The organism is Pseudoalteromonas atlantica (assembly GCA_007988745.1).
Lineage (GTDB): Bacteria > Pseudomonadota > Gammaproteobacteria > Enterobacterales > Alteromonadaceae > Pseudoalteromonas > Pseudoalteromonas atlantica.
In genome coordinates, this window is sequence record BJUT01000026.1 from 41,505 (window position 1) to 54,203 (window position 12,699).

10 protein-coding genes are annotated in these 12,699 nt (G+C 39.4%); 3 read left to right on the forward strand and 7 right to left on the reverse strand.

Translation table 11 applies throughout. The features are described from left to right. Nucleotides 1-40 precede the first annotated feature (40 nt). The 4 genes from PAT01_RS11915 to PAT01_RS11930 form a co-directional block, all read right to left on the reverse strand. Entirely contained in the window at nucleotides 41-1,393 is a 1,353-nt protein-coding gene (locus PAT01_RS11915; RefSeq protein ID WP_024033089.1) for a magnesium transporter, read from the reverse strand. Between the two features lie 267 nt (nucleotides 1,394-1,660). Then, a complete protein-coding gene (locus PAT01_RS11920) occupies nucleotides 1,661-2,410 on the reverse strand; it encodes an RIO1 family regulatory kinase/ATPase domain-containing protein (protein ID WP_154945542.1) in 750 nt (249 codons plus the stop codon). A 146-nt stretch (nucleotides 2,411-2,556) separates the two neighbouring features. Continuing rightward, nucleotides 2,557-3,030: a MarR family winged helix-turn-helix transcriptional regulator gene (locus PAT01_RS11925; protein ID WP_052026274.1), complete on the reverse strand. Its 474-nt coding sequence runs from the start codon at nucleotides 3,028-3,030 to the stop codon at nucleotides 2,557-2,559. Nucleotides 3,031-3,336: 306 nt separating this feature from the next. Beyond that, entirely contained in the window at nucleotides 3,337-5,004 is a 1,668-nt protein-coding gene (locus tag PAT01_RS11930) for a methyl-accepting chemotaxis protein (RefSeq protein ID WP_154945543.1), read from the reverse strand. A gap of 385 nt (nucleotides 5,005-5,389) precedes the next feature. On the opposite strand from PAT01_RS11930, the gene PAT01_RS11935 reads away from it, so the two are divergent. Further along, nucleotides 5,390-5,707 carry a hypothetical protein gene (locus tag PAT01_RS11935; RefSeq protein ID WP_138579026.1) on the forward strand — a complete coding sequence of 106 codons (318 nt, stop codon included), beginning with the start codon at nucleotides 5,390-5,392 and terminating at the stop codon, nucleotides 5,705-5,707. A gap of 103 nt (nucleotides 5,708-5,810) precedes the next feature. On the opposite strand, the gene PAT01_RS11940 is transcribed toward PAT01_RS11935, so the two are convergent. The 3 genes from PAT01_RS11940 to PAT01_RS11950 all read right to left on the reverse strand — a co-directional run bounded on the left by PAT01_RS11940 (nucleotide 5,811) and on the right by PAT01_RS11950 (nucleotide 9,333). Beyond that, nucleotides 5,811-6,812, reverse strand: a complete 1,002-nt coding sequence (locus PAT01_RS11940) for a D-Ala-D-Ala carboxypeptidase family metallohydrolase (RefSeq protein WP_138579024.1) — start codon at nucleotides 6,810-6,812, stop codon at nucleotides 5,811-5,813. 15 nt (nucleotides 6,813-6,827) lie between these two features. Then, nucleotides 6,828-8,144 carry a L,D-transpeptidase family protein gene (locus tag PAT01_RS11945; RefSeq protein ID WP_138579022.1) on the reverse strand — a complete coding sequence of 439 codons (1,317 nt, stop codon included), beginning with the start codon at nucleotides 8,142-8,144 and terminating at the stop codon, nucleotides 6,828-6,830. A 211-nt stretch (nucleotides 8,145-8,355) separates the two neighbouring features. Continuing rightward, nucleotides 8,356-9,333 carry a DNA topoisomerase IB gene (locus PAT01_RS11950; protein ID WP_138579020.1) on the reverse strand — a complete coding sequence of 326 codons (978 nt, stop codon included), beginning with the start codon at nucleotides 9,331-9,333 and terminating at the stop codon, nucleotides 8,356-8,358. A gap of 344 nt (nucleotides 9,334-9,677) precedes the next feature. Between PAT01_RS11950 and PAT01_RS11955 the strand changes: the two genes are divergently transcribed. Beyond that, entirely contained in the window at nucleotides 9,678-11,564 is a 1,887-nt protein-coding gene (locus tag PAT01_RS11955) for a hypothetical protein (protein ID WP_138579018.1), read from the forward strand. A 297-nt stretch (nucleotides 11,565-11,861) separates the two neighbouring features. Continuing rightward, complete coding sequence (gene purU, locus PAT01_RS11960; RefSeq protein WP_154945544.1) at nucleotides 11,862-12,692, forward strand: formyltetrahydrofolate deformylase; 831 nt, start codon at nucleotides 11,862-11,864, stop codon at nucleotides 12,690-12,692. The last annotated feature ends 7 nt before the right edge of the window (nucleotides 12,693-12,699 follow it).

Genomic DNA, 12,699 nt, shown 5'->3' on the forward strand with positions numbered 1-12,699 from the left:
AAAAACAAAGCCGCTTAATGCGGCTTTGTTGTTTTTTAGCTTAAAGCAGTAATAAACTGCCTAACCCTAAAAAGGTCACAAACCCAACTATATCGGTAACCGTGGTTAATATTACCGAGCCAGAAAGCGCAGGGTCTATTTTCATTTTGTCTAAAATAGACGGTATAACAACCCCAGCTAACGACGCAGCAACTAAGTTAAGCAATATAGCAACGGTAATTGTAATGCTTAGCATTATGTCGCTAAACCAAACAAAGGTGAGCGCGCCAATCACTAATGCCCACACTAAGCCGTTCACCGCCCCCACCCGTAGCTCCTTTTTTAAAAGTGCATTGCGGTTAGAGTCGGTTACCTGGCCAAGCGCTAAACCGCGCACTATTACCGTTAAAGTTTGACTCCCGGCGATTCCGCCCATAGAGGCCACCACAGGCATAAGTACCGCCAGTGCCACAACTTGCTCTATTGTTGCGCCAAATAAGCCAATAAACCAAGATGCTAAAAACGCAGTGGCTAAATTTATACCCAGCCAAATTCCCCGGTTTTTAGCACTTTTTCTTACACTGGCAAACAGGTCTTCGTCTTCGCGTAAACCACCAGCTTTGGCCGCAGCTTCGTCGGCAATTTCTTGGCGTAGTTCGTATGCCGAGCTAATGGTTAAACGCCCGACTAATTTGTTATCGGTATTAACCACCGGCATGGCCATTTTTTCACTGTGAATAACCACTTCTGCCGCTTCGTATAAATCATCATCAGCATGCAATGATGAAAAATCATAGTTTGCCAGCGCCAATAGGTTATCGCCTTCATCGGCTTTTATTAAATCATTTACTGCAAGTTCACCTATTAGGCTGCCTTGGCGGCTAACTAAATACACAACTTCGCTGTATTGTGGCAAACCTTTATGCAGTAATTTTTTAACGCCTGCAATTGTTGCTTTTTCAGTTATTTTTAGAAAGTCGAAACCAACCCAGTGACCTAATTGCTCAGGCGGATACTGCTGAGCAAGATCGTATTGTTTCGTTTGTGCTTCATCGAGTTGCTTTTTAGCATAATCAACAAAGCGCTCAGGAATAACCTCTTCAAGCTCAAGTAATTCTTCAACATTCACTTCATCTAATAGCGCGTATGCCTCGCTATCATCTAAGGTTTGTAGTAACCATAAGCAGCTGTCATCGCTCAGGGTGACAAATATTTCATGCTGCGTATCTTTATCTAATAGCTGCCAAATTTCTAGACGCTGTTCTTTTGGTATGGCCTCAAAAAGTAGCGATAGGTGCTCAGTAGATAAATTAAGCTGTGCATCGGCTAAAAGCTGGCTTTTTTGCGTGTGTGTTTCGCATTGTAATAAATCGTTTATTAGCTGCGGTAGTTGGTCGACTGGATACTCAATCATCTTGAAACCTTAAATTTAAAAATGCACATTGCTTATAGTTTACTTGAACAATAAAAAATTGCAGAAAAAACCTAAACTTATTAAGACGCTTTAAGCTTTGATGGTTGAAACTGCGCTCATTATTTTTGCGCATTGTAGGGGCAAAAACACCAGCGATACTACTGTTTATTTTAAAAATTAAAAAAGAAATTATTGGCCTTATTTTTAGCCAAAAAAAACCCATAACGCTAAGCTGTTATGGGCAAAGTCACACAATGAAAAGGGGAATTAAAATCTATCGGTTAAGTTACGTATTAGGTCAGAGTCTACAAACTGCGTGATCATTGCAGCACCCCATGCATATGCACGTTGTATTGGGTAGCCTTTAAATATCCAGCGTTTACGAACATGGTTAAAACGCTGTAAATACTGCTGCTTAGCACCCGGCAAAGGTGTACTACTTAGCTTATCCCACGCTTTATATACGCCCGACATGTCAGAACCGCGCATAAAACGTTGCAACCAACGCGCAAAGCGTGAAAAGCTAATGGTTGACTGAAAATCAATGATATAAGGCTTGCCATCGCTACCACATAATATATTGCCCATATTACGTAAATCTAAATGCACAATGCCTAGGCGGTGCATTTTTGCAACTTGGCGTTCAAGCTCAATAAAAAATTCAACAGGCAACGTCTTACCCTGATGTATTAAGCTTCTAAGCGGCGTGCCTTCTATGTAGTCATACGCCACCGCTATTGGCGATAAACGACTAAACCGATTAGCAACTGCATCAAGCTGTGCTAAGCGGCTCAACCCTTTAAATTCTTGATTTACAGAAAGCTTGGCAAAGGTTTTACGAATAAACCACGGGCTTTGGCTAAAATCTTTTACTATTAAGTCAAACGTATCATCTTTGTACCTGTATACAATTGCGTTCGCAAAACGCCCTTTATGAACAACACTTAAATACTGTTGCATAAATACATGTTCAGGAAACTGCTGCTGTAATTGTGATAACAACTTATTTTCAATCATAACAAACCTAACAAGATGATAACTTTAATTGCCTAGGCAACTATATTAGCAAAGTTGGATTTGCCGCACAATTAGATCTAGTACTTAGCAGGCTAAGTTTTTATTGAAACAGTATCGCTAAAATGTTGATAATCTTTTTTAGAGATTTAAGAAGGTGTATCTAGGTTGTTTATTGCTCGGTTTAGTAGGTCCATAACGCTGTGTTTTTCATTTTCAGAAAAACCGCTAAGTGCTTTTTCGTACACTTGATTTACTAAGGGCATTATTTGCGGATAAAGCGCTTTGCCTTTATCACTTAAACTTAAAAGTGTAGAGCGTTTATCAAACTCACACTGTGTTTTTTCAATTAAGTCTTTTTCTTCTAAACGCTTTAACAAACGGCTCATCGCCCCTTTATCGTACACCATATGATCGCTCAGTCCGGCTAATGTGTTTACTGAGCCACGCGCTAATAGCACTACCACAATATATTGCGCAGAGGTTAAGTCCATACAATCGAGTTGGGCATCAATGTGTGTGGCAATTTTTGAACGTAAAAACGATATCAACCGGCCTAGGTCTTGCTCTGCTACGAGCGTTTCGGGGTCGGCGTTTTGTACTGAAGGCATACTTTGTTGCATATAAGGGTTACTCTGTTTATTCAAAATGCGTGTAATAGACTACACATAATTAATAAAATTCCCTAGGGTTAGCGTACTTTCAAAAATAAAAATTTGTTCTACCTAGGGTCTGGCATGTTTGGCGTTAATACTGCGTTATCGCCTATGCCTCTGCAACAACCTTAAAATATAAGCACAGCTTTACCAAATAAAAGTACGTTGCTAAAAATTCAACCTCAAAAAGCAAACAGCCTCTAAACCATTTTGTATTTAAAATAAAAAGCCGCAACATAAGTTGCGGCTAGTAGTGGTTTATGCAGTACCGTTTTAAACCTTAAACTGCCCTATTAATTGTCCTAAGTTTTCACCGCGCCCAGCTAAATGCTGGCTAACCTCAGAGGTGGCCTTACTTGCTTGGGTTAGTTCATTAACAATTTCTTGAATGGCAAACACATTACGGTTTATCTCTTCTGTCACTGAGCTTTGCTCTGTTGCAGCGGTTGCAATTTGCGTACTCATGTCGTTAATGGTGGTAACCGACGTAGTCACAGCACCTAAACTTTGCGATATATCGCGCGATGACTCAACTGAGCGATTACAACTTGCTTGGCTCGCCTGCATGGCATTTACCGCGGCGCCCACTAAGTTATGTAATTCACTTAGCATTTCACTAATTTCATGGGTACTAAGTTGTGTACGACTCGCTAAGCTCCTTACTTCATCAGCCACCACGGCAAAACCCCTACCCTGCTCGCCGGCACGTGCGGCTTCTATGGCGGCGTTAAGTGCAAGCAAGTTAGTTTGCTCGGCAATGCCACCTATTACACTAAGTACACTGTCTATTTTTTTAGATTGCTCACTTAAAGAATTTACCTGATCAGCAGCTAGGTTAATTTCGCCCATAAGGTTGGAAACTTCACTTAGTGAAATATCTACGCACTCTTGCGCTTTTGCCACTTCTAGCGTTGCCGTATGAGTAGACTCAGCAACTTGCGTGGTATTTTTAGCCACTTCGTGAGAAGTAGCCGACATTTCGGTAATCGCTGTGGCAACTAAATCTGTTTCGTGGTTATGATTAAGCAGTTTATTTTCAAACAGTTTTGTTTGCGAATTAATATCGCTTGAGGCATTTTTTACATCATTAGTAACATCAGCCACATTACTTATAATGCTTTGCAGCTTGCTAACAAACACATTAAACGATTCGCCCAACTGCCCTATTTCATCGTGCGTATGTATAGCTAGGCGTTTTGTTAAGTCGCCTTCACCTTTAGCAATATCATCTAAGCTTTGGCCCATTATTTGGATAGGTTTAACCATAGCGTTAGACGCTAAAAGTGCGCCCACTACGCTAACCACAACCCAAAATAAGGCAATTAATAACAAGGTGGTTATTTTTTCGCGAGTATGTGATTGCATTGTTTGTTTATAATTTGCAAGCTCTGTTTGTATATCATCCATATAGGCACCCGTACCAATCATCCAATCGGTACCTGGTATCATTACGGCATACCCTATTTTCTCTACTAACCCGTTGGTATTTGGCTTTTGAAAATGGTAATTAAATGCCCCGCCACCTTTACGTGCTTGCTCTAATAATCCAACAATTATTTTTTTACCATTTGGGTCTGTCATCCCTATTTTATTTTGCCCTTCAATAGCACTTCCTAACAAGGCATGGAACACACTAACGCCGCGTGTGTCGTAAATAAAAAAGTAACCGTCGTCACCAAAAGTAAGCTCCCTAAGGACATTTTTAACACTTTGTGTTGATCCGTTATCCAACTGATGGCGTACCAACTTGCTTGCTATTTCCACTTCGGTGGCAAGTAGCGTGTGTTTGTCTTTAATGAGTTTAGATTTAATTGTTTCAAAATTTTGTCGCTGGTTTTGCGATTCTAAATAGTACGAGCTGGCCATTAAGCTAATTAATAACAAGCTCAACGGTAAAATAGCCAGTAATAAAAGTTTATTTCTCAAGCTCAAATTACTCATTAACTCTCCGGTGTAAATGCGTAAAGCATTAAATTTAGTAACTTTAATAAATACTTATAGAACAGGTTTAATAAGGTTAAACCCACTATATGGATATAATATTAACGCCCACATATAGTTTTGATAGAAGTGAAGTGTTGCCAAGTTAATGGCGTTATTAGATATATTATAATTTTATATAAATCTTTGAACATACTAATGATGCGCTACATTAGTCTAATGCTAACTATTTTTATCTATAAAATCAGATTTAATAACCTAGGGTTTTATCAAAACAATTTGAAGAGCTTGAGTACGAAACTTTTATGCTGCAGTAGAACCGTTGTACCATTAATGGTAACTTACAAAAGTAAAGCTAACTTTAATTAAAAAGGACATATCTTTAATGAAAAAAGGAATTACCACGCGCTTTAATATCTTTGCAACCATAGCTTTGTGGGCTATTAGCTTGTTGTGTACGTTAATGACGTTTGATGTAGGGAGTACATATCAAACGAATAGCCTTATTGATATTTATATACAAACATTCACAGTAAAAATGGCGCTATTGCTAGCAATGTGGATTATAAGCGCCTGTATTTTGTCGGCACTATTTAAAGAAGTTTGGAACCGTTTAATTTCAGACATCTTCAACCTTCGCTTAATTGGTTTGAACGAGTCTTATACCTTATGTGTTTTAATAACATGGCTGTTATTGAGTTGAATCTTTGCACTTTAATTTTGAGTAAAGTGACCTGCTTAGTATTGGCAATAAAAAATTGCCAATACTTTTTATGCTAACGTGATTACTAACCATGAAACATATATTACTTACTCACCCAGCGCGCTTTAAAACCACGCGTATCAACATGTATAAATGCACCGCGATGCGATTTTGGCCCGTAAACACCTAAACCGCCAAGTAAACCTTTAAATGATTCTCGCTTAGCGAGCGACTCCACTATGCTAGCCATAGCTTGTGCATCGCCAATAGAGTGCTTGCCGTCGTTGTTTATATCATCCATACGGTAGTCGCCGTCATTATCTATAAATATATCGGCAGCATCGCCAAAAACATGGCGGCTAAGCTTTACGTTACCAATGGCTTTGTTGTAATAAGGGGTGCGGTAACCGCTCATTACCACCATATTTTTAACCGGTATGTTTTCTAAAATCAGCTCTTTGCGTATTTTTTCAAGTTTAAGTAACAACTTGTTTTGTAAAAATAAGTATTTAGGGTGCTTACTTCGTTGCTTACTCACAAATTCTTTAAGAGAAAAATGCGGTGATATTTTTATATTTTCGTTCTCTGGGGTCACCTTTACAAAACCATCGGGCACTATGTAATGCTTACTATCTTTAATTTGTGAGGGCGTTGGGTAATGGCCAATGTGGTAATATTTAAGCTTTCCACCTTGTACTTCATCTGCAGGTACTTTAACAAACACATTAATTGTCATACGTTGCTTTTTGTCGGGGGATTCAATAATTACCCGTGTTAAGCCAGGCTTTTTAGGCGCCTGCCACTGCCAGCGGTTTGTATCCGTTAAGGTGGCGTTGCTATGGTTATTAATAAATGAATAGGATCGTTTTGATTGTGCGTAAAGCACTTCAAATTCAACTGCCTCATTAGGCATCACAAATACAGAAAACACCGAATACGGCACTACTATGTCGTTAATTTTTAGGCTAAACTCTGCATCTTCAAAATTTGCTTTATTTTGAATATCAACGCTTGGGTGTGCTTTTTTCACGGGCTCGGCGGCATAACTACCTACGCTTACGCAAAGCGCTAATATGCAGCCTAAAATACTCGGTATAAACGGCATAAATCCTCTCATAGTCTATTTAATCAATGCAGCAATGACTGACTGATCTTCGTTTTTAAGTAATGCTTTTGCGTCGTGTTGATAAATATCGTCTCTAAAATTAACGAGCATGTCTTCATCAACCCACGCCGTCCAATACACTAAATGAATAGGTAAGGGCTCATTTAAATAAAAAGTTTGAGTGGTATCGGTATCTCTGGCTTTATCCACTTGCTTAAGGGTGCGCTCTTCACCTTGGTGCTTAATTATTTCACGCGCCAATGAAAATGGCTCTTCAACCCTTATACAACCATGTGATAACGCACGCTGCGCTTGGTTAAAACGCTGCTTTGCTGGCGTATCGTGAACATAAATGGCTTCAGGATTTGGAAACAAATACTTTACTTCGCCAAGTGGGTTTTCATCCCCTGCACGCTTAACTAAAAAGTGATCAAACTGATAGGGCTTAATAGACTGCCAATCAATATTACTGGGATTAACTGTTTTAGAATCTAGGTAGCTGCTTTTTCTAACTTCGATATTATTTTTAGCAAGGTACTGAGGATCTTTTGCCACCTTTGGTGCTATTTCTTTGGTTGCAATAGAGGTTGGTATGCGCCACTCAGGGTTTACTACAAATTTTTCGATTTCGTCACTAAAGGCAGGTGTTTCCCAACTCGGCTTACCCACAATAACGTTATTTTGTAGTTTTACTTCGCCTGCTTTTACATAGCGCAAGGTGTACTCAGGTATGTTTACATACACATACTGCGAATCACTTGAGCCTGCGAAGTTAGTTATGCGGTAAAAGTTAAGCTTTAATTTAGCCAATTTTTTCTTAGCGGGTACATTAAGCTTAGCTAAGGTGTGCTTTCCTACTCGCCCATCAACCTTTAAACCGTGGCGACGCTGAAACTGTTGCACAGCCTGCTCTATGGTTTTATCAAATGTGCACATTGCGCTGTCACATACATTACTGGTTAAGTCACGCTCTTGATACAAACGCAGTGCTAACTGACTCACCGCCTTGCTGGTGCTGCCAAGTTCAAGCAACTCATTGGTGTATAAAGGGGTAAACCCGCCACTGTTAACTATTTCTGTGTACCAGTTAATTGCTTTTTCGGTGCGCGCTATTAACTGTGATGCATTTTGATCAAAATAATAATCGCCATTTTGCAATTGTTGTTGCGAGTTGTAAGTGGTCAATGAAGAGTTGGCAAGTGCCACACTTTCAAGATCTGCACTGCCTAGCGCTTGCCCTGTTAGCAAGGTGCTAACGCAGCCTGCGAGCGTAGCGTGTAACGTAATGTGTTTTACCTTTGTAGACAATGCCTTTGAAAATAACCCCTTCACTTTGTACCTCCTCGCTAAATATCATTGATAAATGCTTTTGTACTTACTGCTTAACAGTAATTTGAAGGTGCAATGCAGGTGCCAAAATAAAACAAAAACACAACACACTGAAATTTAATAACTTTTTAAACTTTTACATGGTAATTAAAAAACACTTCAACTACGCAATTATGTAATTTGGTTGCTGTAGTGTGTAAAGTTGCTATAGCAATTAGTCTTTTAAAAAGGCTAAAAAGCCACGCTCATAACGACTCAAGTATTTTGTTTTTCGCGGTAAAGAAAGCGACTCTCGCCACGCTGTTTGAGTTTGTTCATCTTCTTTACACAAGGCAATTAAATCCGGGTGAACATACGATTTACGGGCAATAGCGGGCGTGTTACCTAGCTGCTCAGACACACTCTCGAGCATACTCTTTAAACTAAGTGCGCCTTTTGCTTTTACAAGTTGCTTAAAGGCAATAACACTGGCTCGCCAGGTTCTAAAGTGCTTAGCGCTAAAGTCCTCACCCATAATTTGTTGAATATACTGGTTAATTTCACTAGAGGTTACGTTTGTGCGCTCTCCATCGCTTATATATTGAAACAAATGCTGACCGGGTAAATCTTGTAGGTCTTTAATTACATGGCTAAGCACTCTATCGGTTATGTTTACCTCGCGCTCTTTGCCCGATTTAGCCCGATACCGTAGCTGTATATTTTTACCCGTAAGCTTAGCATGGCGATTGCGCAGGGTTGTGGCGCCAAAACTTTTGTTTTGCTTTACATTTCGCTCGTTACCTACCCGCAATGCACCTAAGTCCATAAGCCTAACTACCGCAGCTAATGTGCGCTCTACGCTGAGCTCATCCCCTTGTAAATCGTTTTCTAAACGGGCACGCAGTAATGGCAGCTTATTGCCAAACACCCCACAGGCTTGGTATTTTTTCGCCTCTTGTTGAGCTCTAAAATTTTCATGGTAACGGTATTGCTTACGGCCTTTACTATCTATCCCCGTTGCTAAAATATGGCCATTTTCTTCAGGGCAAAACCAAGCATTTTTGTAGGCGGGAGGAAACGCTAACGCATTTAAACGATCAATCACTTTTTGATCGGTAATTTGCTTTCCTATTGGGTCAAAGTACAGCCACGTTTTGTTTTTACGCTTACGGGTTATACCGGGTAAATTATCATCTACGTAGATTAGTTTCATTTATGCTCCTAGCAACTTAAACCACCATCAATAAATGTATCACTGTAAAATAACCTTAAACTGAACAACGTTATTGATATATAATCAAAAATTGAACAATAATATAAAAATCCGTTTAGTTTAATTACCTGCTTAAGTATATAAACTGCACCTTTTGGTATCGTTTAGCTATGCTCGTTTTGGCCAAAATATACACGGATAATAATACCAACTCGCTTAATTAATTAGTCTATTTGAGCCCGGAAAAACATAGCTAACACTAGGTTTGGGCCCGCAAATGATTAAGTATTATTGCAAAACTGGTAACCCCCCTTAAATAATGTGCTGTTTACAAGGAGCATACAATGGCATTTGATTATGGTTCTATTGATCTTGGGTTAAAAAACCCCTTTAAGTTGGAAGGTAAAGTAACCGCGCTAAGAGGTATTATTGAGTCGGTAGCAGGCGTAAGTTTACTTGTTATAGCTGCAAGCTCGGTGAAAGAAAGTACCACCGCAGGCTGGATTTTAATGCTATTTGGCATGTTTATTTTAGCGCTGGGTATTCGCTCTTTATCGTCAGGTATTTATGCCACCTTAAAATATTTTGTAGGCAGAAACCACCCTACGTCGCTTGCGTATAATTTTAGTAAGTCTGAAAGCTCTACCGCGCAAGAAGAAAAAAAAGAAGTAGCCTATAACGCCCAATCACTCGAAGAAATGTTGGTTGGTCGTAAAAACAGTACCTTTAAAGAGCCTAACGGGTTTTTATCTCGTTTGTTACACAGCTTAATTCCCAAACTGTTATTTTTACCTTACCCAATCCGAAATGTTGCGCAGCGATTATTTGGCTCATGGGTGAGCACGCTTGTTGCCTTAATTGCTTATGGGCTTGTAGCGTTTGTTTCGCTGTCGGGCTTTACTGGGGAAGCTGGCGAATTAGCCTTTCCGGTTTACAGTGCTATTTTAATGTTTTATGTGCTTTTTTCTTGGCGCTCAAGTAGCAAACCTATCTCTCGCAATGCTGAAAGAAACATTGAAGCGCTGGGAGGCGGTACATTAGCTAAAATTATTTCGTTGTCATTTATTTTGCCGATTGTTATTGGCCTTTCTATGTCGTGGCTAATGCAAGAGCAACATATCAGCAAACAAGAAATAGACGCGTGGATGGCACAACTGCCAAACTTGCATGCTGGCATATACTTCATTGCAATTATTATATTAGCAACGTTAAGCTGCGCATTAGTATTTACAATGATCAAAGCACGCTTAAACGCAGTGACCCCTACCGCCGAAGTGTCAGAATTACGTGAAAACTGGCAAGAGTCTGTTCACCCTGATGAAGTATTTATAAACCTTGATAATCTTGTCATGGCAAATAGACGCTACAAAGAAGTGCCTAATAGAGTTTACCGCGAGCTAGACCCAAAATTGCAAGAGCAAATAGAGGGTAAAGGCGGTTTTAAAGGCGAAATGATTCAAGAGGTTCAGCCTAAACTACACGCTATGGAGCTAGGTAAAAACTTTACCCTAGCCAGGTTAGTCGCGCTAATAAGTGCTAATTTACTTTATATTGTGGCGTTAGCATTAACAGTGTTGTTAGCCTATTCATTAATAGATATTTATTACTACATAGATAGCGCTAATATTAATAATTTACAGCAAGCGTTTAATAATCAAAACGTTATACAGTTTAGTAGCTTACTAATGAGCAGTGTTCATATTTTAATAATAGCAGTGATTATTAAAGCCTTTGCTCGTTTATTGGCTAACTGTGCTCATTTATTTTTTGCCGAAATGCAGTTTGAATCATTACTTGTGTACTTTAAGTGCGAAGGTACATTTACCGAATCTAAAATTTCAACGGGTACAGGTATTCACGACAGCACTCGCTCAGAAAACACCTTAGTGCGCAGCAGTATCACGCCATGGGTCATTGTCTCTCGTGTTATTACGAGCACGTTTGCTGCCACCGGTATGAAAAACCTTGAACATCCTCGCCATATAATGGAAATGCACAAAGATGAAGGTCAATTACAAGCCATTAAAAATGATGTAATTGCCTTTCTAAAAGACCGCGAATCGATAGCCTCCATTACCAGTGAGCGCGATTTAGGCAATGCATCGCAAATACATCAATTAAACCAACAAACCCGTGCAATACCTACTCAGCAAGCAATAACAAAAGAGGATGAAGAGGCCGCTGGTTACCTAAGGCAAGAAGAGAACTTAACACCAGAGCCTAAAGCTTAATAATCGCTTTGCTATATTTGTAAAAGCTAAACTGCGCCGCGGTTTGTAATCTAGGCAACTAGGTTACAAACCGTGCGCGCACTAAATACACACCACTAAACCTTTTTTAAATACCCGCTTGTTAAAATTTATGGTGTTTACCTGCCTTATTATTAACGTATTTTTAATTGTCCTTCACTTTATTGAATCATTTATACCTATTTGACCGATTAATTCTAAATTTACGCATAAACCCCTTGCTTTATGCGTTAAAAACCAAATAATGAAGCAATTATAAACTGGGTAAGAATGAGGAAAATGAGCTATATACTAACCACCCAATGTGCCGACGATGTAGGCCTAATTGCCAAAATTACAGGGCTTTGCCACGCGCACAATTTAAATATTACACGTAATAACGAATTTGTAGATAAAGACGCCAGGCGCTTTTTTATGCGCACTGAACTAACCGGCGAACCACAAAGTGACTTTTTATCGCAATTACGCGCTTTATTACCTGAGGGTGCACAACTTGCTCTACATGGTGATACAAAAACTAAAGTGGTACTGCTTGCAACAAAAGAAGCACATTGCTTAGGGTCTGTATTACTTAAACAGTTTGAGCAAGCGTTAAATATTGAAGTATTAGCTGTAATTGCCAACTACCCAGATTTAGAGCCATTAGCAAAAGGCTTTGATGTGCCTTTTCATGTTGTTTCGCACGTAGGCCTAAGTCGCGCCGAGCATGATGAAAAAGTAGGTGATTTAATTGCCTCTTATAACCCTGACATTATTGGCTTAGCAAAATACATGCGCATACTAAGTCCTGAGTTTGTGGGTCGCTTTGAGAACAAAATTATTAATATTCACCACTCGTTTTTACCGGCCTTTATTGGCGCTAAACCGTATCATCAAGCATTTGAGCGCGGCGTAAAAATTATTGGTGCTACGGCTCACTTTGTAAATAATGAGCTAGATGAAGGCCCTATTATTTTACAAGACGTCACCAGCGTAACGCACGCTAATACCGCTGAAATGATGGCTAAAATGGGTAAAGACGTAGAAAAAACCGTGTTTAGTAAAGCCTTACAACTAGCTTCTGAACACAAACTATTTATTAACGGTAATAAAACCGTGGTATTTAGCTAATACCATT